This window comes from Brevibacillus sp. NRS-1366 (assembly GCF_050467985.1).
In genome coordinates this window covers 37,639-64,616 of the sequence record NZ_JBITPN010000028.1, presented here as the reverse complement: position 1 = coordinate 64,616, position 26,978 = coordinate 37,639, and the positions used below count along the sequence as shown (strand labels likewise).

The 26,978-nt window shown below is 42.5% G+C and carries 24 protein-coding genes and 1 pseudogene; 3 read left to right on the top strand and 22 right to left on the bottom strand.

The features are described 5' to 3' along the window. Window positions 1-336 precede the first annotated feature (336 nt). Window positions 337-771 (top strand): Dps family protein, encoded by a 435-nt coding sequence (locus tag ACIFQN_RS23760; protein ID WP_429835513.1) that lies wholly within the window; start codon window positions 337-339, stop codon window positions 769-771. Window positions 772-811: 40 nt separating this feature from the next. On the opposite strand, the gene ACIFQN_RS23755 is transcribed toward ACIFQN_RS23760, so the two are convergent. Continuing rightward, window positions 812-1,285, bottom strand: a complete 474-nt coding sequence (locus ACIFQN_RS23755) for a hypothetical protein (RefSeq protein WP_429835512.1) — start codon at window positions 1,283-1,285, stop codon at window positions 812-814. 168 nt (window positions 1,286-1,453) lie between these two features. Between ACIFQN_RS23755 and ACIFQN_RS23750 the strand changes: the two genes are divergently transcribed. Beyond that, a complete protein-coding gene (locus tag ACIFQN_RS23750) occupies window positions 1,454-2,227 on the top strand; it encodes a sulfite exporter TauE/SafE family protein (protein ID WP_429835511.1) in 774 nt (257 codons plus the stop codon). 154 nt (window positions 2,228-2,381) lie between these two features. On the opposite strand, the gene ACIFQN_RS23745 is transcribed toward ACIFQN_RS23750, so the two are convergent. The 10 genes and pseudogenes from ACIFQN_RS23745 to ACIFQN_RS23700 all read right to left on the bottom strand — a co-directional run bounded on the left by ACIFQN_RS23745 (window position 2,382) and on the right by ACIFQN_RS23700 (window position 14,658). Further along, window positions 2,382-3,668 (bottom strand): DHHW family protein, encoded by a 1,287-nt coding sequence (locus tag ACIFQN_RS23745; protein ID WP_429835510.1) that lies wholly within the window; start codon window positions 3,666-3,668, stop codon window positions 2,382-2,384. Window positions 3,669-3,689: 21 nt separating this feature from the next. Then, window positions 3,690-5,096, bottom strand: coding sequence for an MBOAT family O-acyltransferase (locus ACIFQN_RS23740; protein WP_429835509.1), 1,407 nt, complete (start codon window positions 5,094-5,096; stop codon window positions 3,690-3,692). A 518-nt stretch (window positions 5,097-5,614) separates the two neighbouring features. Then, window positions 5,615-5,761 (bottom strand): hypothetical protein, encoded by a 147-nt coding sequence (locus ACIFQN_RS23735; RefSeq protein ID WP_429835508.1) that lies wholly within the window; start codon window positions 5,759-5,761, stop codon window positions 5,615-5,617. A gap of 164 nt (window positions 5,762-5,925) precedes the next feature. Continuing rightward, a complete protein-coding gene (locus ACIFQN_RS23730) occupies window positions 5,926-7,029 on the bottom strand; it encodes a response regulator (protein ID WP_429835507.1) in 1,104 nt (367 codons plus the stop codon). A gap of 4 nt (window positions 7,030-7,033) precedes the next feature. Beyond that, entirely contained in the window at window positions 7,034-10,132 is a 3,099-nt protein-coding gene (locus ACIFQN_RS23725) for an ATP-binding protein (RefSeq protein WP_429835506.1), read from the bottom strand. A gap of 551 nt (window positions 10,133-10,683) precedes the next feature. Then, window positions 10,684-10,983, bottom strand: coding sequence for a hypothetical protein (locus ACIFQN_RS23720; RefSeq protein WP_429835505.1), 300 nt, complete (start codon window positions 10,981-10,983; stop codon window positions 10,684-10,686). A 245-nt stretch (window positions 10,984-11,228) separates the two neighbouring features. Continuing rightward, on the bottom strand, window positions 11,229-11,747 hold the full coding sequence (locus tag ACIFQN_RS23715; RefSeq protein ID WP_429835504.1) for a hypothetical protein: 519 nt from the start codon (window positions 11,745-11,747) through the stop codon (window positions 11,229-11,231). Between the two features lie 593 nt (window positions 11,748-12,340). Next, window positions 12,341-12,460 (bottom strand): annotated as a pseudogene (locus ACIFQN_RS23710) (RHS repeat-associated core domain-containing protein); the annotation flags it as partial. Between the two features lie 45 nt (window positions 12,461-12,505). Continuing rightward, complete coding sequence (locus ACIFQN_RS23705; protein WP_429835503.1) at window positions 12,506-13,741, bottom strand: IS110 family transposase; 1,236 nt, start codon at window positions 13,739-13,741, stop codon at window positions 12,506-12,508. Window positions 13,742-13,881: 140 nt separating this feature from the next. Then, entirely contained in the window at window positions 13,882-14,658 is a 777-nt protein-coding gene (locus ACIFQN_RS23700) for a recombinase family protein (protein WP_429835502.1), read from the bottom strand. A 175-nt stretch (window positions 14,659-14,833) separates the two neighbouring features. On the opposite strand from ACIFQN_RS23700, the gene ACIFQN_RS23695 reads away from it, so the two are divergent. Next, complete coding sequence (locus ACIFQN_RS23695) at window positions 14,834-15,034, top strand: helix-turn-helix domain-containing protein (protein WP_429835501.1); 201 nt, start codon at window positions 14,834-14,836, stop codon at window positions 15,032-15,034. 3 nt (window positions 15,035-15,037) lie between these two features. Here the strand turns inward: ACIFQN_RS23695 and ACIFQN_RS23690 are convergent, their stop codons facing one another. The 11 genes from ACIFQN_RS23690 to ACIFQN_RS23640 form a co-directional block, all read right to left on the bottom strand. Beyond that, window positions 15,038-15,904: a replication initiation factor family protein gene (locus ACIFQN_RS23690; protein WP_429835500.1), complete on the bottom strand. Its 867-nt coding sequence runs from the start codon at window positions 15,902-15,904 to the stop codon at window positions 15,038-15,040. Window positions 15,905-16,520: 616 nt separating this feature from the next. Then, window positions 16,521-17,147, bottom strand: coding sequence for a hypothetical protein (locus ACIFQN_RS23685; protein WP_429835499.1), 627 nt, complete (start codon window positions 17,145-17,147; stop codon window positions 16,521-16,523). A gap of 346 nt (window positions 17,148-17,493) precedes the next feature. Then, the gene (locus tag ACIFQN_RS23680) at window positions 17,494-17,865 is read right to left on the bottom strand and encodes a hypothetical protein (protein ID WP_429835498.1); all 372 of its coding nucleotides are present in this window, start codon (window positions 17,863-17,865) and stop codon (window positions 17,494-17,496) included. Window positions 17,866-17,886: 21 nt separating this feature from the next. Beyond that, entirely contained in the window at window positions 17,887-18,978 is a 1,092-nt protein-coding gene (locus ACIFQN_RS23675) for a four-carbon acid sugar kinase family protein (RefSeq protein ID WP_429835497.1), read from the bottom strand. Next, window positions 18,975-19,748 carry a DeoR/GlpR family DNA-binding transcription regulator gene (locus ACIFQN_RS23670; protein ID WP_429835496.1) on the bottom strand — a complete coding sequence of 258 codons (774 nt, stop codon included), beginning with the start codon at window positions 19,746-19,748 and terminating at the stop codon, window positions 18,975-18,977. Before ACIFQN_RS23670 ends, ACIFQN_RS23675 begins: the two co-directional genes overlap by 4 nt. Window positions 19,749-19,989: 241 nt before the next feature. Beyond that, a complete protein-coding gene (locus tag ACIFQN_RS23665) occupies window positions 19,990-21,855 on the bottom strand; it encodes a M56 family metallopeptidase (protein WP_429835495.1) in 1,866 nt (621 codons plus the stop codon). Then, entirely contained in the window at window positions 21,848-22,219 is a 372-nt protein-coding gene (locus tag ACIFQN_RS23660; protein ID WP_103109708.1) for a BlaI/MecI/CopY family transcriptional regulator, read from the bottom strand. Before ACIFQN_RS23660 ends, ACIFQN_RS23665 begins: the two co-directional genes overlap by 8 nt. A 146-nt stretch (window positions 22,220-22,365) precedes the next feature. After that, complete coding sequence (locus ACIFQN_RS23655) at window positions 22,366-23,652, bottom strand: DHHW family protein (RefSeq protein WP_429835494.1); 1,287 nt, start codon at window positions 23,650-23,652, stop codon at window positions 22,366-22,368. Between the two features lie 21 nt (window positions 23,653-23,673). Continuing rightward, the gene (locus ACIFQN_RS23650; RefSeq protein ID WP_429835493.1) at window positions 23,674-25,080 is read right to left on the bottom strand and encodes an MBOAT family O-acyltransferase; all 1,407 of its coding nucleotides are present in this window, start codon (window positions 25,078-25,080) and stop codon (window positions 23,674-23,676) included. 412 nt (window positions 25,081-25,492) lie between these two features. Beyond that, window positions 25,493-25,903 (bottom strand): hypothetical protein, encoded by a 411-nt coding sequence (locus tag ACIFQN_RS23645; RefSeq protein WP_429835492.1) that lies wholly within the window; start codon window positions 25,901-25,903, stop codon window positions 25,493-25,495. Between the two features lie 655 nt (window positions 25,904-26,558). Next, window positions 26,559-26,732, bottom strand: a complete 174-nt coding sequence (locus ACIFQN_RS23640) for a hypothetical protein (RefSeq protein WP_429835491.1) — start codon at window positions 26,730-26,732, stop codon at window positions 26,559-26,561. Between the last annotated feature and the right edge of the window lie 246 nt (window positions 26,733-26,978).

Genomic DNA, 26,978 nt, shown 5'->3' with positions numbered 1-26,978 from the left:
CGTCGCCGTCTTCTTCTTCATCGCCGTCTTCTTCTTCGTCGCCGTCTTCTTCGTCGTCTTCGTATTCTTCTTCGTATTCTTCGTCGTCCATTACTTCTTCTTCAAATTCTTCTCTTTCCATAATCCCACCCCCTCTGCTCAATCGTTAATACTATACATACGGTGAAGTTCCGGAGTTTGTTTGGATGGCTGTCCTCTCTCGACTGCCTGTTTCACGAAAAATTCTGCCCAATGTGACTCGCATGGAAAAACGCTCTTTAGTTTATTGACAAAACACGATATTAATTTATAATAAGTATTAACAAACAATAATTATAAAAAAGGAGAAATTCTAATATGGAAACCGTAACCAACCATTTAAATAAGCAGGTAGCAAACTGGACAGTACTTTACACCAAACTGCACAACTACCATTGGAATGTAAAAGGACAACACTTTTTTACTTTACATCAAAAATTTGAAGAACTGTACACGGAAGCAGCCGAACATATTGACACAATTGCAGAGCGAGTCTTGAGCATCGGTGGCAAGCCTGTTGCCACATTGAGTGCATGCTTGCAGACAGCTAGTATTGCCGAAGCAAACGGGACTGAATCCGCGGAACAAATGGTTGAAACCGTTGCGCATGATTTTGTCATCCTCTTGGAAGAGTTGAAACTGGCGATGGATACGGCAGATCAAGCAGGCGACGAAGCCACAGCGGACATGCTCCTCGCTATTCGCAGTGGATTGGAAAAACACGTCTGGATGCTGCAGGCGTTTCTGCAATAACGTAAAAAAGGGCGACGTGCTCATGCACGATCGCCTTTTTTTATTGCACAGGCAAAGAGAAAATAAGCTTTCGTCCGTCCTTTTCTACCCTCACCTGCGGCAAATATTTGAGTGACTTTTGTACCCCTATGTAAGGGCTTGCAAACTCAACCCCATGTCTACGCTTTAACTCATCGCAGAGATCAACCAAAGACATAGGTGACATGTTTTCCCGTAACAAACTATCAATTTGCTTGGCAACCTCTTGATAGTCATGACGGACATGAGCTTTCCTAACTTTGATCCGTTTCATCAGTTCCACTGGAACTTCTTCTTCTACAGTAGTAGCAACTTCCTGCGAATAATCGCCTTCCTCGATTCCTCCCTGGGCGTCCATGTCCCGAATTCGACTTAAAATCTGCTTGATGTCTGCCCCAAGCTGTTTATCTTGGTCTACATATTGTCGGCGCAACACCATTCTTTGTTCCAGCAAAGCCTGTAATGTCATCTGCAATGCTTTCCGCTCGTTAAACATCGCCTAATGTTTTCCCCTTTGCGATTAAAGTAGAATTCGTGGAATTATAATCAATAATAATATAATTCCATCAACTTGAAAATGAGGAAAATTAGGCGCACAAACACTGGGCAACCGCTTATGTTAATGGTAGGCCTTTCATTCTTGTGTAACAGAGGATGTTGCTGGATGGACTATCATTTAACCATTGTTGGTCTGTTGGTGGGATTTCTTGTTGGTCTTACCGGAGTAGGCGGAGCCGCCCTTTTAACCCCCATTCTCATTTTTTTGGGCATTCAGCCTACCGTGGCTGTGGGGACCGATCTGGTGTATAACTCTATCACCAAAATATTTGGCACCTGGCAGCACTGGCGTCAAAAAACGGTTCATTTTTCAATCGTGGCATTCCTCGCTCTAGGCAGTATCCCTAGTGCAATTGCTGCTGTTCACGTAATGAACTGGATTCATCTCCATGTGGATGGTGCCGATCAGTTATTAAAGCAAATTCTTGGTTTTGCTTTGATCTTGATTCCACTCGCTATGCTTGCCAAAAGCCTGCTCGACCGAAAACATCCTCAACTCAACCGCTGGCAGCAAATGTCCATTATCCAAAAACGTTCTGTGCTCATTACCCTCGGAGCCATACTCGGCTTTCTTGTCGGTTTGACTTCAATTGGCAGCGGATCCTTATTTGCAATTGCCTTGATGCATTTTTTCACTCTTTCCGGAAAGGAAGTCGTAGGGACAGACATCGCCCATGCGTTCTTTCTTACCAGCGCAGCTGGACTTGCTCATATGAGCTTTGGCACCGTTGATTTTATCATCGTCATTCAATTATTGCTCGGGTCGGTGCCCGGAGTATTAGCAGGCAGTATGCTCTCTTGTAAGGTGCCGACCATTTTACTGCGATGTGTGATTTTTGTCGTCATTATTATTAGCGGGATCAAGATCATTCAGATTTGATCGAAAAAAAAGAGCAGTGGGATGACCGCCATTTGTGCAAGATGGGGTGGCTATTCCTCTGCTCTTTTCTACCTGCTTGATTGTTTTTCTGGGGACAGCGATAAAATCTCCTGCGCCGCTTTCACGCAGGACGGCCCCCATAGTAATACACACGCTACTTGCCGTCCTTTTTTTCAAAAACATAATTTTGACTGTAAAGATTATCATCATGCAAAGCAATAATCAGGATGTCATAATGCTCGCTTGACAAGATTTTTTTCAGACTGAATTCCGGGTAGTAACGATTGTCGTAAACCGTCAGCCTGTTAAAGCTTTGCGCTAAATAAGGCGTAATCGGATTCATGAATGAATCTTTCAGCAACAGGACATTCAATTGATTGCCTGCTTTCGGGTTTTCATACGTGATTTTTCGTCTGTCCCCGCCAAAGAAGGTGCCGTAAGAAACCGGGTTTTGCCCTCTTTTGTAACCGTAAAAATCGCTGAAATCTCGAATGGTTTGGGATCCATCTCCATTGATCACTTCGAATTTTTGGAAAGTGAACGGCACTTCCGGTTCATATATCATCGTTCGATCGGCCTTTTGGGTGTCAATGGCAAAGTTGCTTTGCCTGTTATAGCTGCCATCGAAGCTTCCGTTCGCGAATGTGGACACACGAATCTCGCTTAAAGACATCGGCTCCCCCTTGAAATGGGCCGACTTGTCCGAGAGTTGGCGGATCATTTCTTGATAAGCCAGAAACGCACCCTTGATATTCCAATGATGATCGGTTTCCAGGTAAAGGTCTTCCAGCTCCGCGTTGGTAAAGGTATCAAACTTGCTTCTCACATCTACGACGTTTATGTTTTTGTCGAGCTTCGACAGGAAATAGTCTCTCGATCTGTCATACGCGTCGGTTTGCAGGTAAGGCGGGTACAAATGCATTAGCGATATCGTTCTCGACGGATTAAAGACGAAAAACGATTCTGTTTTTTGAGCTTCGGCGAATGCGACCGCGTCTTTTAATTTTGCCGTTGCTTCGTCAATTGCGCTTGTATGAACGACTTTATCTGGAACAGGCAAAATCCACTTACTATTGATTAGAACCAGATTGGACACGATGCGCGAATCGTTTACGATTGTTCCATCTCCGGGCTTGTACTGCGTCTTGTCGCGAAGCAGGTTCTCAAACAGCATGGAGTTAAACAGACTGGAATTTTGCTGCTTTTGGTAGATACTCACCATTTCGTTGCGAAACACGACCTGATCATTGAAATACTGATTCATGTCTTCGAAGAAACGGGGTGTTGTAACAGCTTCAAAGCTGAGATCGGGCAGCTTGCCGAGCGTTCTGTTTTCGATGGCGGAGATGTCTTTCTCCGGTGAAAAGCTGCTGGCAATGGCGAACCCAAAAATAATCGTTAAAAAAGTGACCATATAAGCAATTGAAACCGATTTACTCATTTCGGTACTCCTCTTGATGAACTAGAATCGAAAATACAAGAAAGGATTATAGGTTGAATTGATCAGATACAAGATCACTTCCACAAAGAGGAAGCAGTGGAACAGAAGGGCAAAAACGGTTTGTACGCTTGCGATCGACTTGCCGAATTGCCATTTTTGCAGCTTGGGAAATATAGGTGCAGCAACAATGATCGCAATGGCAAATGGAATCCAATTCATCGATAACAACGCGAGCGCTTGGGAATCGAATATTTCGTTGCCGCGTGAATGGAACATAGCCAAGATGAAATCTGCTGCATACCCGAAGTTGTCGGCACGGAAGAAAACCCAACCGATCATGACAAGCAGAAGCACGACAACATGGTTTAACGGATATATTCTGAGAAGTATCTTTTCGAGACCGGCTTTTTCCAGAGCGATCAGACTGCCGTAGTAGATCCCCCAAGCAATGAACGTCCAGCTTGCCCCATGCCAGAACCCTGTCAGTGCCCACACAATCAATAAATTCCGATAGATTTTCCATGGTGCCACTTTGCTTCCGCCGAGCGGGATATAAACATAGTCCCTGAACCAGCTGCCAAGAGAGATGTGCCAGCGTCTCCAGAACTCGGAAACACTTTTGGAAATATATGGATAGTTGAAATTCTCCGCGAACTCGAAGCCAAACATTTTTGCTAGTCCGATCGCCATATCACTGTAGCCCGAAAAATCATAATAGATCTGCAACGTATAAGCGATGATTCCAATCCAGGCCCCTCCTGTTGAAAGGTCCATGGCAGGCGTGGCAAACACGGTATCTGCTACCAAGCCCAGAGGGTTGGCCAAGAGTACTTTTTTCGACAAGCCCAATATAAATCGTTTGATTCCCTCTGCGAATTGGATGGAAGAGAATACGCGCTTTTTGAGCTGCTGCGCGACAGAGTTGTAGCGAATAATCGGACCTGCAACAAGCTGCGGGAAAAATGTGATGTAGAGCGACAAATTGAACAGATTGCGCTGCGCTTTTTCTGTTTTTCGATAGACATCGATTAAATAGCTGAGGGCGTGGAATGTATAAAAAGAAATGCCCAGCGGCAGCGGCACAGGTGTCACATGTATATCCGTCTGCAGCGCTTGATTCACGACATCTACGAAGAAGTTCGCATACTTGAAGAAGCCCAGAAGTCCGATATTTACCACGATTGCTAACGTTAAAATCGCGGTTCGCTTTTTTTGCTGATTTTCCGCTCGATCAATCCATATCCCGAAGCCATAGTTCATGATAATGGATAACATCATGAGAACAATGTACGTCGGTTCACCCCAGGCGTAGAAGATTAAGCTGAAAATCAATAAAACTGCATTTTTGTATGTAAACGGAACAGCAAAATAGCAGGCAAAGACAAGCGGCAAAAAGAAAAACAAAAAACTGATGGAGCTGAAGACCAAAGTAATTTCCTCCTGATGTACTCGCTAAAAAACATGGAAAAACTCATGAAAGGAGGTCGCCTAGCTTTCATGAGTCTCTTAGCATTCTATTTGTCGATAGACTAAAAAAACTGACAGTTAGTGAAAATTCGACACAAGTTTTGTTCTTCCTTCCAGAAAATCCAAATTCATCTATTAAAAAAATTAGTGGGTTTCTGGTGTCTCAGCTTTAATGAAAACGTTGGTGGCGGTTTGCAGCGAGTTCGAATGGCTAATTATTCCCCGGTGTAAAAATGAAAAACAAAACAGAGACACTAGATTGTACGTAAAACCTTGGTGAAAAGAATTTGATTGTTACAACTAAGCTATCCAGTCCAAAGGTTGACGGGCTGATTTGGTCGTTTCACTGCATGATTTGGAAATTGACGGGTTTACGGATGTGTCTAGGTAGGTACAAGATCATCCTGTCGTCAACTTTTGGATATTATCAGATAGCTAAAACAACAAGGGTTTATGTTCCAGTTAGTATATAAAACGGTTCATTCGGCACTGAGTGGGGGTTCTTTGACTTGCTGCCACGGCGATTGCGAGGGCAAGACCTTTTTGTTTGGTGTGACGACAACGTAAAGATCCTCTCCCGATTTGTTCGCAATATGTAGCTGGTTATCGAGTGAACCAAAACCCATAAATAGATTCCCCCTAACATAAATTTTTGATAATCGCCTGTTGTCTAATTCCTTCCATTCGACAAAATCATCCATATTATACGAATCTACGATAAACAGAGAATAAACAAAAAAGAGCCCTGGAATCCCATTTCGATTCCGAAGGCTCAGTCTTGTGCTCGTGTTTACTTCGACAAGCTCATCATGATGCTTTGAATGTGCGGGTCAGGACGCGTCCCTAGCTCATGCTGCAGCGTCTCCTCTAGCAAGCGGTACTGTCGAAATGCGTCATTCTTTCTCCCCAATTTGATGTATAAGAGAATGATTTCATGATAAATATCCTCTCGTAGTCCATCTACTTTTACTATTTCTCGAAAATAGTGCAATGACTTGTGAAGTTGATTTTGTTTGAGATGACTTCTTGCTGCAACCTCCAACAATGAGATGTACTCCTGTTCCAGCCGTCTTGACTTTTCACTTGCCCACTCATAAGCTTTTCCGTTCAAAAACGGTCCCGTATACAACGCTTCGACGCGTTCTAGCAAATCCGCACTTTTGTCAGGCTGGAGCCTAAATTGTTTCGTCACTTGTTCAAATTCATACAGATCGCAGTATACTATGCTCTTGTCAATCCGAATCTCATTTCTGCCTGCCTGGATACACTCGCCTACTTCGCTTGTGCCAATTGCTTTCCGAATATAGTACAAGGTGGAGTTCAAATTTTTTAAAGCTTTTTCATGCTCCAGCTCTCTCCACAGCGTATCGACGATTTCTTCACGACTAACTGTTCCTTTGTAAATGAGATAGGCAAACAACTCTTCCGTTTTCGGGCTTCTCAACTTAATGGACTGCTTCTCATGGCCCTTCCAATAAATTTTCAGGCCATTAAACAGCTGAACAGCCAAGGACGGTGAGGTCGTCTCTATCCGATGCTTCGCTCGAATCTTGTCTAGCATTTTGGAGATACGCTCTACGGAAACAGGCTTCATTAAATAATCCAGTGCACTCATATCAAAGGCTTGAACAGCATACTCATCAAAGCCGGTTACAAAAACAATGTCAAGCTCACCATTTCGATCACGCAACAAACTAGAAAGCTTCATCCCGTTAATTTCCGGCATGGAAATATCTAAAAAGACAAGATCAATCTTGTTGACCTTAACATATTCATACGCCTCCAGCGGGTTTTGAAACACTTCTCTTATATCAATCACACCGTTGTCAGACAGTATCTTCTTCAGTCGCTTCACGGACAGTTCTTCATCGTCCACGATGATGGCTCGCAGCAATGCTTTACCCCTCCATTTCTACCTTTGGCAGAGCAGGTATGTCAAAAGAAACCTTTGTCCCTATTTCTTCCTTGCTTTCGATCCGAATGTTTCTGCCATAAAGAAGCTTGATTCTCTGCCCGATATTCCACAGCCCAACTCCTTTTTTGTGGACATCGCCGACCATGATTTCTTCGATTTTTTTATCGTTCATACCGCATCCGTCGTCCTCTACTGAAAAGCTGACCACATCTTCCTTTGCCTGCTTTACTTCGATTTTTACAGTCCCTCCGCGGAAATTGGACATCAGCCCATGTCTGATTGCATTTTCTACCAATGGCTGTAAAATAAGCGGTGGAAGCTGGAACTCCAGATTCGCCTCTATATCATATTCCACGTGAAGCCTGCTTCCAAACCGCGCCTTTTCGATCATAATATAGGCGTTTACAAGACTTAATTCATTTTCGATAGTCGACAGAGAATCGAGCTGCTTAAAATCAAAGCTGCCTCTTAAATACTCAGAGAGCTGCAGAGTTAGCTCCTCTGCTTTTTGCGGTTCATCCATGCACAGGGCTGCAATGGAATTTAAGGCATTGAACAAAAAGTGAGGCTTGATTTGGGACCGCAAAAAGGCAATTTCGGCATTCTTGGCCATTTTTACGGATGCTTTCAATCGGGTCAGGTTCCTCACACGGGCCATCAGCTCATCCGCTTCGAATGGCTTACTGACAAAATCATTCGCTCCATTTTCCATGGTTACCATCTTATCACTAACCCTATTTTTAGCCGTAAGCATCAGCACAGGCAGCTCAGAGGTCGAGAATCTCTCTCGAATCAGCCTAAGTACTTCATAACCCGATAGATCCGGCATCATGATGTCCAATATGACCAAAAAGAAATCGGTTCTCTTGGTGAGCTCCTCCAGCGCCAATCGCCCGCGATTGACGATGACAATCGAATACCCTTCCAACTTGAGCAAATTGATCATCGCTTGCAAATTCGCAAAATCATCGTCCACTACCAAAATGGTTTCATCCCTCGTACCTTTGATTGAAACCGGATATGTTCCATGAGTGATTGGTGGAAGCTTGTGCATGTGCTGCTCCGTAATCCGCCTGATGGCTCGATCTGCATTTTTAGCTACCGGTATCGTGAAAATAAACACCGAGCCTCGTCCAGGGCTTGATTCTACTCGAATCTCTCCCCCGTGAAGCTCTACCAGTTTCTTGGTTATGCTCAATCCGAGACCTGTTCCACCATAATTTTTCGTTACCGAGGCATCTTCCTGTTCAAATGCATAGAAAATACGTTCTTGCATCTCCGTATCGATCCCAATCCCGGTATCTGCTACACGAACCTCTACCATATCACGGACTACAGCGGCACTGAGCTCAACTGTGCCCTTGTCCGTGAATTTGATAGCATTATCGAGCAAATTATGCAAGATTTGGATCAAACGGTTCCCATCCGCATACACCTCTGGAGCATCCTCGCTAATATGATTCACAAGCGTAATTGGCTTTCCCCCAAGCAGGAACATGTGAATTCCGATGACCGAATCAACAGCAGCCTTCAGGTCAATTTTGCTTTTAAACAACGAAATGTCTCCATGCTTCATTTTTGAGTAATCAAGCAGCTCATTTACGAGATGAGTCAGCCTTCTCCCGCTCTCTAAAACAACTGCCAAATTGTACGCCTGCTTTTCTGTTACGGGCCCTTCTACTCCTTTGATCAGCGTATCCGTAATACTCACGATGGCATTTAACGGCGTTTTCAGTTCATGTGACGTATTCGATAGAAAATCGTCCTTAATCTTGTCTAACTGAAGCAATTGGTCTTTCATTTCATCGATTGTTTGATAGGCTTCGAAAAAACGGAGGACAATCAAAAAGATCATGATAATGTTAAACACAACGATATAAAGCTGTCCTAGCCAAACGTTGTCTTTGATTGAAAAAGCAAACAGGATAAGGTCAAAGGAATATAAATTAATGGTCAGGATTGCCATAAACATCAGAAAGGATTTATAAGACGGGCTATTCGTTTTCTTGATAAATAATATAGCAACTCTGATCAAGAGCCAGATAAGCATCAATTCATACAAAACCATAATATACACTTGATATTCGATATAAACACGGATTGGTGAAAAAATGATCAGCACCAGATACGCTCCCAACAGGGCGCAAAACGTTTGCGTAAACTTCAAAGACATCATGCTCTTTTGCAATTGATAGAAAAAGATTGCTAGAACAATGAAGCAGGTAGTAGAAACGATATCCTTCCATTTATACAGTGCTTCAAATGAAAAGCCTTGTAAAAACAACAGTAGCGGTCGTTCGCTGATCAAGCCGTTGTAGATAGCATAAAGCGAACAAACAATGGCAAAGACAAGTAGGGAATAGTCCTTTTTCCCGTATAACGTCGCTGTTACAAAGCAAATAAAGTAGATAATGGCGAGGGTACCAAGAATCGCGAAAGCGCCCAGCTCATATCCCATATTCCGTTGCTGGATTTCATACATATCTGCTTGCCCGCCAAAGTAGATGGACAACGGAATGCCTGCATTAATGTAATCAAAGTTGGCGATCTGAACAATAATCTCGACGTCTCCCTTTTCACTCTGAAAAGAGTCGAGCTGCGGAACATTCCCTGGGCGATAGGTAGCTTCTTCAATCGAAGGCTTGCCATCCTCAAACAATTGGTGACCATTGACATAAACCGCACTCGAAAAGCGAATATTTGTTTTTTTCAATGCAAAAACACCGCTGTAGGGCACGTTTTTCAGGACCATCCGGTAGGTCGCATAACCATAGGCAGGTAGCAGCTTGCCATCGATTATTTTTCCGTTCCATTGAGAGGGTACTGTCATGAAAGTAGTCGGAGAGGGCTTGTCTGTACGATTGAAGTCGTCGGGGGTTAACAGCTGATTCCAATAAAATTCCCATTCGCCGTCCAGCTTGATTCGCTTATCATGCTCATAATCCCACGTCGCAAGATCCATTACGCCCTGATGTACAACGAAATCATTCATTAGCTCATCATTGTCCACGAAAATAGAGAAAGGAATGAACGAAAAAGAGAGCAGACTAATAATAATGATGATGAAAGTCCTTCTGAGCAATCGTATCACCCCTTAATGAGGATGCGTCTCTTACATTTCTTCTCGATTTTACTTACAGATTGCGAACGATTCAACAATTTTCGACTCGCTTGATTCTATTGATCATGACGTTGTCATCCCAATTAGAAAACTTTGCGGTGCCAAGCCTCTGGCGCAGGCAAAGCCTTAGTACCCAAAGGGCACAAGTCTCGCATTCTCACTTCGTTCGAAGTCTCGCTATGTTGCACTTATACTATCTTCCTTCAAATTTTTATACTTTCCAATAGTACAAAAAAACGCCTGGAACCCCAGCGTTTAGCAGGCAATACTTTGTTTTTAGCAGACCAGAATGATAGTAAGCGTCAGATCCACCCCACCTGTTCCTGATAAACAGAGTCTGTCACAATGAATCCATCGTTATTACGAGAGGATGGATTCAGCATGGAAGAAACCCTACATCAAATATGGGCAAAACGGATCGTGTCTTATCAGGAAAGTGGGCAAACGATGAAAACCTGGTGTGCCGAGTAGAAATTGCCTATACATCAGTTAAAATATTGGCTGTACAAAGCTCAAAAACAACAGACTTCACGTTGTAAATCTTCAATACGTCGAATGGCTTCCAACCTTGGTAGTCCGTCTTTTTGGTCAGCCAACCGGTCAAAGTATTCAGCCTGTTCTACTAACTTCCTTATTTCTGTTGCCACATGCGGCTCACTACTGCCAGAACGACTCATTTTGTCCGCCTGTTGCCGTAATTCTCGCGCCTTCTGGCAATGCTCCCGTATTTCCTCCAGTAAAGCCTCATACTCTGCTTCCGCTTGAGCGATCAATCCCAACTTTTCTGCAACTGGGTGTACTTGTTTTGCCATTTTCCTTTTCCCCCTTTGATTTTGGGCATGCAAAAAAGGCTCACTCCTCCTCATCGTTCAAATGGGAATAAGCCTTTGAAAGTTAGTCTAAGTGTGATTCTCAAGTTTTTTAGTGTTTAGTTTGTTGGTTGTATTGTACGATCCTGCTACTAAGATGTAAACCCGATTGCGTATTATCTCTCACACGAAACGCTCACAAAAAGAAACCCCAGACGAATAATTGTTACTCGTCTGAGGTTCCAAGGCTATTCTTCAATCCCGTTACCTTTTACAACAAAATGCGAGCTAAGTTCTCCAGGCACAAAGAATCTCCAGAACTCCTCCTCTGATGAATCATCAGGAAATATTTCTAACAAATGACGATCACTAAAATAAATTTTTACACCACCAAGATCGTCAGCTTCAATTTTTTCTACTAGTATATTCATAGCCTTGAATTCTACAATTCGCTCATCATAACGATTCATACCTTGCATATCCCATTCAAACTCTTCTTCCGTTCCCGTCCATTCCTTACTTGGTATATATATATCTTTCGCAGCAACAATTATTTCATGTTCTTTTGTGAGCCTCCATGTGCATTGAATATTTAGTGTATACTCTCCAACTCTTTTTTCAATTCCTCTTAGAGATATAATTTTTTTTGTTTGACCGAAACTAAACCACGTTAGGTTTCCCGATCTTCCAGCATTCTTGAGTGGTAATCCAATCAGTACATGTAATTTATTTTCAATTCTACTTTTCATATTACACCTTTCTTTCATAAAAATTAAAATCTCCCTGCTTTTATTTCTTTCGCTATATCTTCAATAGTATGGAAATCGTAATTTTGTCCCGAAATTTCATCGTGTAATTTTCTTTGTTGCTCTTTATTTAATTTATATTTGGTGACAATGTCTCTTACCTGTTTATTTTGAGCCTGATTGTTCCCAGGAGTCCCCTTGTATTGCTTCCCTATGTTTCCACCTTTTTTTGCAAAGCTTAAAACTATTCCTGACCCCGATCTAAGATTTTTTGCTAGTTCAAGACCTGCTCTAAAATCAGGAAAACCCATTTCAATCTGTTCTTGCATATACCCCGAAAGTAGCTTGTACTTAAGTCTCTGCTGTGTGTCACTGTCTAGACTATAGTAATAATCGTTGTCACCACTTACCCATCTAACATAGCTGTAATCATCTTTGTATGTTGACCAATAATTCGTTGAACCATATCCTGGCCCAGATACCCCAATATATCCTTTGATCTTTCCATTTTCCAAGATTGGTCTACCTGCAAAATCCTTGTCTTTACCTAAATATATACTACTGTCTGAATTACAATCTCCTCCATGGGCATTATCTCCGTTAGCTGAAACACAATAGTTTCCAGTTGGATCAATATTAGCTAGTGGATTGTTATGCACATACGTATACCGATTCAAACTAAGTGGATTATCCACTTGCCCTTTATACGTATCCTCCATGATAAAACGGTCAATGGATAAAAGTTAGGTGGCAACTTGTTAGAGTTACCACCCTGTAGACTAAGCCGCCCGTTCTGGAAGGACTGGCATTTTGTATTCCGTCTTGTACTTCATCATGCTGTAGATGACATTGACCAGTTTACGCATGACACAGATAATGGCTTGCCATTTGGTCTTTCCTTCTGCTAGCTTTTTCTCGTAATAAGCATAATACATAGGATGATTCGGCTTCTTCTCCCCCCTCGATACGCCTAGCATCCGAATAGCAAGGTTATAGAAGATGTCATATAAGCTACGGTTACCTAGCTTGCTCTTTTTTGCCTTCTGCTTGTTCCCTGAACTATGCTGAACTGGTGCAATTCCTGCAAAGTTGGCTAGTTTGTCTGCACTAGAGAAGCGTGATATGTCGCCAATCTCCGCTATCAGTTCCGCCGCCGTTACCGTGCTAATCCCGTGCATCGTTTCTAGCTTGTAATCGAGTAAAGCCATGTGTTTCTTCAACTCAGCGTCAATTTGGTCTAGCTGATGCTCACGAATGATGATGTCTCGAACCACATCTTTCACCAGGAAGTCATTAGCTTCTTGGTAGTCCTTCGATGTGTCTCCGTCCTGTTCCACAAGAGAGAGAATTTCCTCTGCCTTCTTGGTGGATAAGTAGCGATTGCTTTTCTTGTAAAGGAAGTTAGCAAGTTCATCCACGCCCACCCCCTTCAAACAACTGGGAGAAGGGTATTTTCGCCAGAAGGCTAGTGCTGTTTTCCCGTCCACCTGTGAAAAAAACTTCTTGTAACTTGGATAGTGATAACCTAGCAATTGGTGAAGCTGTAGCTTGATTCCCGTCACAACGCTTACGATATTGGCTCTTCTCGTTACCAATTGGGAGATTGCATAGTAGAGGTCAAGCGGATTAGCGTTTGGCAATGTATCCAAGTTGGAAATCAAGATACGAGCCACACATTCAGCATCCCAAGCATCTGTTTTCTTGTTGTTTGGACTGCTTCTCCGCATTGATACCGTAAGTGCAGGATTGACAGCTTTTACTTCATACTTGTTTTCGATAAGGAACATGGCAAGCCCTCTTCCGTAGCCGCCCACATCTTCCAGACCGAAAACAGGTGTCAGACCTTCCTTTTTGGCAATCTTGTTTACCTCTTTTAGAAACACAGGGAAAGCGGAAGGCTTGTTGTCAAACTTCAATTCACCCAGTTTTTCATGCAGGCAATTCATCATGATAGCTGTGTGATGATTCTTATGCAGGTCTACGCCAATGTAAAGCAATGTCAATTTACGATTCATATTCATTCCCCCCTCGTCTTAGTTGTTTTCAGTTGTCTATGCAAAGAATGTCAGCACCCTCCGAACAAGCGTTAATCATGGAAATGACCACGCACGGATACGTCAGCTAGTACATTCTCTGTTAGACAACTGAAAAGGTTCTAAATAATCGGTTGATGTATGCCTTGTGATTCAATGTGACCGTATGTATACTGCCCTTTGTAGAAGCCCTCACGGTCTAGGATTCGTTTCACCTGAACTTTTGTAAATGACTTGCCTTGTGCGGTTCTGTAGCCCTCCACGTTTAGCTGTAGAGCCATTTGGGAGAGTGACCATGTTTGATACTGCTCACGTATGGCAAACAGTCTTCTAACCGTTTCTGCTTGTTTCTGGTCTATCTGTAAAGCCTTCTGACCTTTTGGCACTGTGTAGCCAAAGGTTGCTCTTCCTCCTGCATAGCCGCCCTGCTGTGCCTTCTTGTTGCGTCCTCTGCCTAGCTTGAGGGCTATTTCAAGTCTCTGATATTGGTCTAGTAATTCCATCAGTCCGTTGATCAGAAAATCGCTTGGGTCTTTCTTATAGATGCTGTAGGTCGGCTGTTCGATGCTTCTCACATCCACGTTATACTTCTTGAACTCCCGATGTACCAATACCTTAACGATGTCAGACCGCCATAAACGGCTTGTATTGAGGACAACTACTTTGTCGATGGTTTCGGTAGAGAGGGCGGCTAACATGTCCTGAAAGCCCTCTCTATCCACTTCTAACGCTTCCTCGTCTACCTTTGCCCCCGATATGCCTTCATCACAAAACACATGCAGGAGATTCCATCCTTGTTCCTTACAGTAAGCTAGAATTTCATCTAGTTGATAAGCTAAACTGTAGCCGTCCTTTGCTTGCCCTTGTGTGGAAACCCGTACATATCCAATGACTTTCATCGCATTTTCTCCCCCACCGTTACAGAAATTGAGATTAATGTAACGCTTAACCGAATCGTTAATTTCATTATATACCGCTTAACCGAAACACACAATGACTAACTCCTATCATGGTGCTATAATGTAGTCAGATTTTTGTACGCTTAAGCGTTACTGAACGAGGAGGAGCATTCGCATGGCTATTCGGGTCAGACTGAGAGAGATTTTGGATAAGAAGGGAATCTCTCAACGTGAATTAGCACGCTTGACAGGTCTTAGGGCAAGCACTGTTAATCATCTTTGTTCCGAAAAGGTAGACAGGGTATACCTAGATACCTTGGAACTGGTTTGCAAAACATTAAACATCCATATCGAGGAACTAATAGAGATTGATTAAACATTAGCTAACCTGTTCTGTTGTCACTCCTCGATTTACCTTTCCACATATCAATGCACATGGAACAAGTACGTTTTCTTCCCATTGTTCGTATGCAATTTCATCGAAATCAACTGCTTCTTGATCGGCAAGCAATTGCATAATCGTTCTCTTATGATGTGGAGTAAACTCATCCATTGTCATTAAACCTTGCTGTATCGCAAATACAATTGCCCGTTTCTCTGGCTTCAATGGAGCAAGGTCATTCAGAACTTGACAGAAGTACAAGTTGTTAAACTGAGGGGGAAGCTGAATGAGCGACTCCAATGGAATCTTTTCAGCAGGTCGATAAACAATTTCCACTCTGGTTAGTTCCCCCACTGTTTTCTTGCCTTTCCGTTCCTCTCGTTCTTTCCTCTTGTCATACACCCTACAGTAGCCTGCCTGTTGACGCTGACTCTTTCTACCAAAGTATCTTGTCCCCTCATACAGATTCATCCGCCGCCCCGTCTTTGATGAAGTAAACACGTTTGTTATCGGGCTAGGAATGTCAAATGCGACATCACAGCGAACAAACCATATCGAACTTGCGTTCTGATAAAGCGTATCTAAAAGGTGCTTGAACTCTGACAGATGGTCTGGGTGCGTTTCGATACGCAAAGAGTGTTTGAATGATTTCGGCTCATGGTATGGCTGATAGGAGATATGTAAGTAGGCTTCATGAGACAATTCGATGTGAAGATGATACTTAAATCCCCAATCTGTTTTTGCAATAGACTCGGTGACACCGTAGTAGTCGCAGATGTTTCGCTTAAATGGATTAAAGAATTTCCAATGCACGTCTTTGTATTCAATGACAATCTTATCAATCGACAGCTTGATGTTGCTCATGTTCTTCCCCCTCCAAAAATTTTGATGAATTTCTGGCTAAATTAGAGGGGAGGTGGCTAGCCTTTCACATGTCCTTCCCAAATGCTATATGTAAATTGGCACGTTACCAGATTGTTTTTGCCCCTTACACTATTTATAGTCGGGACACCAGATTCATTAGTTGCGAGAGTCCTTTTTGCTTCATATCCCTTTGCATAGTAATAATCGTTGCATCCATCTGGATAGTTGCGATCAGGAAATTTTTTTGTCCTCTCAACCGCCCTATCGAAATAGTCAGGCTATAAGTTGCGTTTTTATGGATTTTTGGAAAAACGGCAGAAAACGAGGATAAGAAAATTACGTGGATAAATGATGGTAACTGGGAGTTTTTAAGATTAAAGACCGAGATCGGAAAGTGGAAATAGGTTATATTTTTGTAGCATTATGTGCGTACATCCAATTTCATGAAAACTATGTACAGGTAAAACAAGGGTTATGTTTATAATCGTGAGATAAAGTGATTCATTCGGCACTGGGTGGGGTCTATCTCACTCGCCGCCCGACGATTACAAGAGGCAAAAAAAGAAACCCCAGACGAGTATTGAATACTCGAATGAGGTCTTTTATTGGCTTACTCTTACAATAATCTATCTACTGCCTTTGCATAGCTTGGACACCAATGAAACGCACTGACATTCGGATATGCTTGTTGAAACTCTTCTTCTCGTTGAAACCAAGGTAACTCTGGTTTACGATTCTCAACATCACGTAAACAATACCAACCATGCCTCAAGTCTTCTCCACCAGTTGACCTGAAATCAGCATTTGAGCAGAATGCACAGATACTAAAGTTTATGTCCATTTTCGTTTGAAGTGCTTGTAAAGCAATAGAAAAGTCCTCAACTGATTCAGATGTAAAAGTTTTCCCACCGTAGTGACATAAGAGGTTGTATCTCAACTGTGGCTCGTCAGGGTCGTAATCAAACGTAACAGATACAAGTTCCTCTACTTTAATTACTTCTATTGCATCCATATTTTCAATTTGGAAGCTATTCGAGAATTTTAGCCGATAACCTTCTGGTAGTTTTGTCATCAACGCAAGAAGGCTTTGAACATAATTAGATTCTTCACTCTCAATGTCCACAGCCCTGCCAATAAGAGTTAGATTTACTGTATCGGTTTCTGTAAAACCTATATAAAGGTTTGTCTCCTGAGTATGTCCCTCATGGTCAATTAGCTGTGTAAAAACGATTTTCTCGTTCATACTACCCCTCCTTTCATTATCTTCCTTTTATAGAAATAGACTTCAGCACGGTAGTTAGGTAATAAGGATTTGTCTCAGCGTTAGGTCTCGACGCAATCCACGCTTTATGATGAGCAGGATTCGTTGCAAAGATACTAACATGACCTGTAGCAGGATTGTCAACCACAGCCTTCAAAACTCCAGTAGCGTTTACAGCATCTATAGAGGTGAACGTATATTTGGTAGACCCTGGTGCTAAGAAGTATGATAGTCCCGTTGTAATTTCAATTGCCCCCTTTTCAAGGACGAGTTCTAGGGCAAAAAAATCCCCCCAAACGAGCGTTGATCACTCGGTTGGGGGATAAAATCATCCAAAAATATCTTTATTTGTTCTTTCAATCTTGTCTAATATTTTGTCCATTTCCTTCACATCAAATAATCCTTCATTCGTTCCTGCCAAAAAGTATAGCTTTAACCAATAAGCATCATCTTCCAAATAGGTCTTTACTGCTTTTTCTATTACTTCTTTTGAAAGTTTCTTTACGATGACCTCTGGCGGTGCAGCAGCAATAAAGTCTACCCCTTCTTTATCCATGTACGAAAATAAATATTTTGGAGTTGTTACGATTAAGGTATACGTAAATCCATCTACTGTTTCAATAAAAACATCAATATTATCGTTTTCTATATCCTCAATTTCATCAAAATACGGTGGATATTTTATCACATAATTCTCCAATTAAATCTCTCCCCCTCTAGGTTATTTACCGTAAAGGTCTCTCAGGACTTTAATAACATCAGCCTGATTTGCCTTATTAGATTTACCCACAATCTCGATTCCACTTTCAACATTCTTAAAGTATACCCTAGCCCCATTTGCACCACGCATTTCATATATCCCTCCAAATCCAAGCGATTTTGAGCCTTTACCCGGATTTGTGTTTCCACTTAGAAAACTCTTAACTAAATTATCTGCCTCAGATTGGACTCTTGGGTCTTTCCCCATTTCCATTGCTGCTCTCACAAGCCGCTTATCATTTTTTATGACTGAGGTTGCTGTTTTTACAATCTTTAAACTCCCAGCGGCTAGACCACCTAAAGGGGCATATTGAATTGCATTAGCTGAATGAACGAATAAACCGAAGCCGTATGGGTTGCTTTCAATTTTTTTAATTGTGGCATCCCAAGCAATCTGATTTACTACGTCTTCTGGAATCATATAATCCGTTGATTGCATAATATTTGCTTCAGCAGTTCCGTTTTGCCTCAACTGATCCCTAATTTGTTCTGCTCGTCCTGCCCAATATGCCCTGTCTGAATTGGAAGTAGCTTCTGCCCATTTCCATTTAGCCTCATTAATAGACCAGTTTGCAGTGACCTCAGTACTCCAATGCCCAGTAGGGTCAATAAAACTCAAGGGGTTATTCTCTACATACGTATACCGATTCAAACTCAGCGGATTATCCACTTGCCCCTTATACGTATCCTCCGATATAAACCGCCCTGATTCCGGATAGGACGCAACTACTACTGCGATCGCTTTTTCACCAAGCTCAGTCAAAACGGTATCGAGCTCCACCCCGATATTGCCCCGGACGGTACTGTCAATTCGCTTGCAGATGACATGAGCTCCCCATTTTGTGAGATTCTCCAGCACGGTCTTGACTCTTATCTGGGCTACTTCTTCTCTCGCATAACGACTGTCTGTATCAATACATACCGCGTTATACGCATCAGATGTAGGCAGATTGTTATAGTGAACCATCGTTGCTGCCTCAAAGCCTTGCCGGGCGAGTCTCACTCCAGTCGCGTTAGCCCCTGTCAAGTCATCTGCAATGACTCCAATTTTCATGTGGCCTCTCCCACCTCTGCTGTTACAACTCTCAGATGCTCGTTTAGCTTTTCTTTGTCTTCTTCTGCTAGCCCATCATCTGTAATCCAGCCATCAATGCCAGATAGATCGCAGACCTTTGTAAAAGCCTTCTGGTCAAACTTGCTCGAATCCGCCACTAACCAGGTAGTCTCAGCTGCTTCTATCATGAGTTTTTTTATGGAAGCCTTTTCAAACGTAGGTACGGTAACGCCAGCGTCGAGATGAATGGCATGTGCCCCCAAGAAAAACAAGTCTACATTGATGTTTTTCAGAATTTGCTCCGTCAAGGGTCCAAATAAAGCCCCGACATTATTTTGCAGCTCTCCGCCTGCCACAATGATTTTTACCTCACTGTCCATAAGCTCGACCGCGATTTTAATATCATTGGTAATCACCGTGAGATTTTTTCTATGCTTGAGTAATCTCGCAATCTCCAGATTGGTCGTTCCCGAATCCAACAGGATGGTGGAATGATCCTGAACGAATTCCACGGCTCTCTGAGCAATTTGCCTTTTTTGCTTGCTGTATTTGCCTTCTTTTGTGAGAAATGGGGTTTCGTGAATCAAAGGCTTGTTAAGAACTGCCCCTCCAAACGTCCGAATGATTTTCTCTTCCTCTTCCAAGGTAGACAAATCTCTGCGGATCGTCATGGCTGATACATTCAATCGCTCAGCTAACTGGTCGATATCGATTTTCTCATCTTGGCTTAACTGTTCCAAAATCCATTTTCTTCGCTCTTGTGGTAACAAAGACATCACCCTTTGTTAATTTAGAACATCTCATGATGATATTATGTTATTTTTGAACAACTTTTTCAATAAAACAAATCATTCAGTGTTAAAAACGAACATAAAACTCAATTTTTTCGCGCCCTGCTGTGTTTTTTGAACATTGCCGACTTATAAGCAGTACTGAAAAAACCCCAAACAAGTACATTCATACTCGTTTGGGATTTCGTTTGTCATTTATCCTCTATTCAATTGCCACTCGTTACTTCGCCGTTTCGCTATTTGTCTGGTACGTAAAAATTTCAATTTTGACCGTATCCTGCTGTTCTCCGCTAGCGACCATTTTATAAGTATGGTTCACGCCATTTTGACCCGGTGTAAAAATAAAGCGGTATCCACTTGCTGCCGCCGGATTCCAGTACGTCATATCACCTGTTGTTTCATCCAAAATAGCCAGGCTGATTGTTGGGGTCTTATCAGTGGTTTCTTTTAGATCAATCGCTGCTGTTTCTCCTGGCTTCAAGACAAAGGAATTGCCAATTTGCAGTCCCTTGCTTCCGTCGCTGTCATCTGGTTGCTTAGGGAGCAACACGCTCCCCTTGAAAATAGGAGTCTGCACCTCCACCTTGTCATAGGCTGTTAGCGGTTTTGCCCCTACTTGTCCTCCAGCTTTTGTCTGACTGAACTCATACGTAAATTGCTGCGGTGCCACAACCTCATCAATCACATAGGCTCCCCGCTTGATCAGCTCATTCATAAAAGCCTTATGGTCATACATAAACCGACGATCGGTGGTTTGGTAGTTCATTTCAAACGTGATTTGGTTATCAATCATTTTTTCAATGACAGGATCATCCTTGTACGCGACTGCTTTATCACCGAATGCAACCGTCACAGTCTGCCCGCCGATGGTCATCGTTTTGTTTGTCATGCTGGCAACAGCCGATCCTTTTTCCTGCCATTTGAGCTCCACCTTATAGTAAGGCGCTGTGCGGTTGAAATAATCTATTTTTCGCCCTTCCTTATCGATATACAAATTCCTCCATTTGACCATAACTCGATTCTTCTCTGTCGGAGAGGGAATGCCTAGCGTGCTTTGGACATTTTGTTCAAGTGTCTGTGCTGTATTGTAGTAGGTTTTAATTCCACCGCTATATTCCGTAAGCGGTTTTGGTGCTTCTGCAAACACAACAGACGAGGTGAAGACTGAAGCAGCCCCGATCATGATGGCTAGCAGGATACCTGAGAATGCTTTGCCACTTCCTGAATTTTTCTTCATAATGAGCCGAAACCTCCTGATTAGCAGCTTTTTATGGTCGACCAAATGATTATTTAACGCTGGTGTAGCATTGGCAGCAAATTGTAAAATCATCTCACTGTAGCGTTTTTTCTCGACTGCCTTCATACGTTCCGTTATTTTTTCATCTACCGCATATTCGCAGGCTTCGCTCAAATTCGCCAAAGCCATATAAGAGAACGGATTAAACCAATGAACACTATTGATCCATACAGCCAAAAGCTTAAACCAAGCATCCTTTTGCCTGTAGTGAATCCATTCGTGCCGTACCGCCATTTCATAATCGGCTCTGTCCATTTTTACGTTTGGCATGACGATTTTCGGCTTGATAAACCCGATTAGCATCGGCGAGGTCGCAACGTCACTAACGACTACATCCAGCTTTTCCACGCTATCTATCCACTTGGACTCAAGCAGTATTTTTCGTTTATACAGGAAATAACCTAGCAAGTATCTACACAGCGTAACGATAAAACCGCAAGCCCATATGGTCAGTAGCCATTGGTCAACGCTGAGACTCTGACTGCCATTTTCTTCAGTTGCTGTGGTCACTGGGTTGGAAGGTTGAGTTTGCTCATTAATCGTCTTGTTGGTCTCGACTACCGAGCCTTTTGCCCTGTCATCGACGAAGTTCTTTTCAATAGACATGGAGTGTGAATAAAGGGCTGGCACAGGAAATTGGAGTGGCAAAATAAACAGCAGCAGTGTCGACAAGCAAGCGCCATAATACAAGCGTCCCCCATACTTGGCTGCAAGTCTTGCCTTGAATAACATGAGCAAAAGGGTTGAAATACTCCCTGCCAGCGATGTCATCAACAGCCATTTAATCATTTTCGTCAGCCTCGCTATTGATAAATGCCCGCAGCTCCTCAATGTCCTTTTTGGATAACTTCTCCGCCTGAAACAACGAACTGATCAGGCTTTTGGCGGAGCCGTTATGTATCGTGTGCAAAAAGCTCTCTGTTTGCCTGTTCAAGTATTCCTTTTCCGTGATAGCCGCCCAATACTCGTGTGCATGGGATCGTCCAAGCTTGACAGCATGCAGCGCACCCTTGTCGATTAGTCTGCCTGCCAGCGTAAGAATGGTCGTCGGCTTTTTATCTGGGAGCTTTTCACCAATTTCCTTCGTTGTCATTCTCCGCCCGCTTTCCCAAATGACCTGCATGATTTCCATTTCCGCTTTTGTAATGTTCATTTCAGATAGATTCACCCCTTCGTTTCTACGCGTTGTTTTTTATTCTACATAATGTAGAATCGAAAAGTAAAGCCAATAATACAAAAAACCCCAAACAAGTGATGGTTACTTGTTTGAGGCAACGAATGCTAACTGAGCTTTAATTCCTACTTGGTTTCCTTTTTTTCAAAAACATAATTTTGACTGTAAAGATTATCATCATGCAGGGCAATGATCAGGATGTCATAATGCTCGCTGGACAAGATGTTTTTCAAGCTGAATTCAGGATAATAACGATTGTCGTAAACCGTAAGCTTGTTGAAATTCTGCGCCAAATACGGCGTAATCGGGTTCATGAATGAATCCTTCAGCAGCAGGACATTCAGTTGATTGCCAGCTTTCGGGTTCTCATAGATGATTTTTCGTCTGTCCCCGCCAAAGAAGGTGCCATACGTAACCGGATTCTGCCCTTTTTTGTAGCCATAGAAATCGTTAAAGTCTCGAATCGTTTGAGTTCCATCCCCATTGATCACTTCGAATTTTTGAAAAGCGAACGGCACTTTCGGTTCATAAATCATCGTTCGATCAGCTATTTGTGTATCGACTGCGAAGTTGCTCTGCCTGTTATAGCTGCCATCGAAGCTGCCCTTTTCAAATGTAGACACATCAATATCATTGAGGGACATTGGTTCCCCTTTAAAATTCGTCGACCTTTTTGAGAGCTCGCAAATCATCTCTTGATAAGCCAGAAACGCGCCCTTGATATTCCAATGGTGGTCCGTTTCCAAATACAGCTCTTCCAGCTGCGCGTTCGTAAAGGAGTCCCACTTGCTCCTGAGATCCACAACGTTTACATGTTTGCCCAGCTTGGACAGGAAATAGTCTCTCGATCTGACATAAGCATCCGTTTGCAAATAGGGTGGATACAAATGCATTAGGGATATCGTTCGGGACGGATTAAAGACGAAAAACGCTTCTGTTTTTTGTGCTTCGGCAAATGCTACTGCGTCATTTAGTTTTGCCGTTGCTGCGTCTATTTCGCTTGTATGAACGACCTTATCGGGAACTGGCAAAATCCACTTGCTATTGATCAGAACCAGATTGGACACGACGCGTGAATCTGTTACGACTGTGCCATCCTCTAGCTTGTGCTGTGCAGGGTCGCGAAGCATGTTCTCAAACAGCATGGCGTTAAACAGCTTGGAATTTTGCTGCTTCTGATAAACACTAACCATTTCATTCCGTAACACGACCTGGTCATTAAAATACTGATTCATGTCTTCGAAAAAACGAGGCGTGGTAACAGCCTCCAAGCTGACATCAGGGAGCCCCCTCAGCTTTCTGTTTTCAATCGCAGAAACTTCTTTATGCGGTGAAAAGCCACTGGCAATGGAGAACCCAAAAATAATCGTTAAAAAAGCGACCATATAAGCAATTGAAGCCGATTTACTCATTACGCTACTCCTCTGGCTGAACTAGAATCGGAAATACAAGAATGGGTTATACGTTGAATTAATCAAATACAAGATGACTTCTGCAAAAAGGAAGCAGTGGAACACTAGGGCAAAAGCTGTTTGTGCGCCTGCGAATGGCTTTGCCCACTGCCATTTTTGCAGCTTGGGAAATACAGGTGCGGCAACGATGATCGCGATGGCAAACTGAATCCAGTTCATCGATAACAGCGCGAGCGCCTGGGAATCGAACAGCTCGTTGCCTCTTGTATGGAACATGGCCCCGATGTAATCCGCTGCATACCCAAAGTTGTCGGCACGGAAGAACACCCACCCGATCATAACGAAAAGCAGCACGACAACGTGGTTTAACGGATAAATCCTGTACAGCAGCTTTTCCAGACCGGCTTTTTCCAGAGCGATCAAGACACCGTAGTAGACACCCCAGGCAATAAACGTCCAGCTGGCTCCGTGCCAGAACCCTGTCAGTGCCCACACAATCATTAAGTTCCGATAAATTTTCCATGGCGCCACCTTACTACCGCCGAGCGGAAAATAAACATAGTCCCGGAACCAGCTGCCAAGCGAGATGTGCCAGCGCCGCCAAAACTCGGAGACACTTTTGGAAATATACGGATAGTTGAAATTCTCCGCGAACTCAAAGCCAAACATTTTGGCGAGCCCAATCGCCATATCGCTGTAGCCCGAAAAATCATAATAAATCTGCAATGTATAGGCAATAATCCCAATCCAGGCAGCTCCGGTTGAAATGTCCACCGTCGACGTAGCGAACACAGTGTCTGCTACGTAGCCCAGAGGGTTGGCCAAGAGCACCTTTTTTGCCAGACCCAATATAAATCGCTTGATTCCCTCTGCGAATTGGATGGATGAAAATACGCGTTTGCTGAGCTGCTCGGCAATTGAGTTGTAGCGAATAATCGGACCTGCTACCAGCTGCGGGAAAAACGTGATATAGAGCGACAAATTGAACAGATTGCGTTGTGCTTTTTCTACTTTCCGGTAGACATCGATTAGATAGCTAAGTGCGTGGAACGTATAAAAAGAAATACCGAGCGGCAGCGGCACAGATGTCACATGAATATTCGTTTGCAGCGCCTGATTCACTACATCTACAAAGAAATTCGCATACTTGAAAAAGCCTAGAAGCCCGATATTGGCAATAATCGCGAGCGTTAAGGCTGTCTTTTTCTTTTTTGGATGTTCATCCGCCCGATCGATCCATATCCCGAAGCCATAGTTCATGATAATGGATACGATCATGAGAACGATGTACCTCGGCTCCCCCCAGGCGTAGAAGAGTAAGCTGAAGATGAGCAGAACCGCATTTTTATATCGAAACGGAACCGCAAAATAGAAGGCAAAGACAAGCGGCAAAAAGAAAAACAAAAAACTGATGGAACTGAAGACCAAAGTAATTTCCTCCTGGTGTCGGCAATTCAACTATTTGCCTAACGAACATGGAAAAACTCATGAAAGTAGACTGAGAAGCTTTCATGAGTCTCTTAGCATTCTATTGGTAGATAGGCTAGAAAAACAATAGGTAGAGAAGATTCGACACTATTTTTATTTTTCCTTCCAGAAAATCCAAGATTAGATATAAAAAGTATAAGTGGGGTTTTGGAGAATCCCATGCAAAGATAGAATTAACTTCAGGAACGCCTGACAGTATGACGTCAAACCTTCGTGAAAGGTTACGGTTTTGCACTTTGGAATTGGCTAGGCTGAGAAACTCGAGTTAGTAGGCTTTTGTTATATAATTATATATGGAGCAAAAAGAACCCCAGATGAGTTTTGAGTACTCATCCGGGGCATTACTTTGTTTTTACTGATTTTTAGTTGAACGAAGTGGCTCATACATATCAGCAACAACTTTGTAAGAATCTACATCTGGTAGCTCATAACTTTCACCAATAAACAATTCTTCCCAAAGCCATACAAAGAAATCTCTTGCATTAGGCGGGAGGTCAAATGGTGGAAGTAGCGATTCAAATACACCTACAAAATCAACAGCAGGTTTCGTTAAATAGTAGCTAAGTGCTAATTTTGCTTTTTTCTTTACCACTTCCTCAAAGGTATGAAAATGTTCGACAAGTGTTTCTCTAATGACTGCTTTATATTGTGCCTCTGTCCGTAATTCTACATCTTTGTAGTGTTCAATGGCCTCGTTGTCATCAGCCAGCCCTGTAATTGGAACTAAAAATTCATCCAAAAAATGTGGGTTTACTACTTTCATGTTATTCCTCCAATGCAACCTCGTTAAGCGTAATCAAAGTGTAAAGTTATGAAAATAAGAATCCCAAACTAGACTTAAATTGTCCGTTTGGAGTCTTACTGTTAGACTCTATTCATCCATATACGTATATTTTTCTGGATTCAATACATAGTCACGTGTAAGTACACAATCATCTGTATCAAATGACACCGTCACTTTTCCAGTTGCATGAATCCCTAATTGACAATAACCTTTAGGCCAGTCTAGTACTCCGCCAAGATGATAATGATATTCTTCAAAATCTAGAGGCTTCCCCCAGCTTTTTGTTAACTTTAAACAATTCTCATGGTCGATCTTAATAAAGTCTTTTCCGTTTGGTTGATATAACGAAACCTCTAATAGACCGGAAGTCACACCTTCGAAGTTGATAGTAGCAATTCCAGATACATAGTAATCTTTGGTGTTTTGTGTCTCGATAAATGAAAGTCCCCATGCTTCGATAGCTATTGACTCTGGTAGTTGTCGATGACCGCGGAAGAATAAAGTCGCTTCCGTAAAATCTACTAGATCAAATAGCTTACCAGTGACATCGAGTACTTTTTTAATTTTTGTTCACCCTTTCTGTAGTCAAATCTAATTTGTATAGTGTAAATGAGATAGTGGTTAAATGATGAACTCATTTGTCTCCCAGTTCTCGCCAAAATGCTTTTCCGCAATGAACTGGTTTTGATATAATTCCGAATGACAAATTAACAGTGGAAAAAAAGTTTGCTTTTTTCTCTTCGAAAGGCTTTTTACTTTTAATCATTTGCAGTTCATCTATAAAATCTAATACTTGTCCTAATCTCATATCTATACTTCTTGTTTTAAGTGATAAGTTATTAACTTACACAATTTCATCGTTTTTTAATAGGTTATTTTTTTCTATGATTCAGAATACTCATAACAAACCAATACGTTGATAAACACCCGAATATAATAAAGGATAAAGATGCGTATGTCGATTCTGGACGAGTAAATGTAGCACCAGAAGATGTTCCCCTTCCCCCGATATATATTTCTCCGGTAATTAAACCATCTATTCCTGAATAAATCA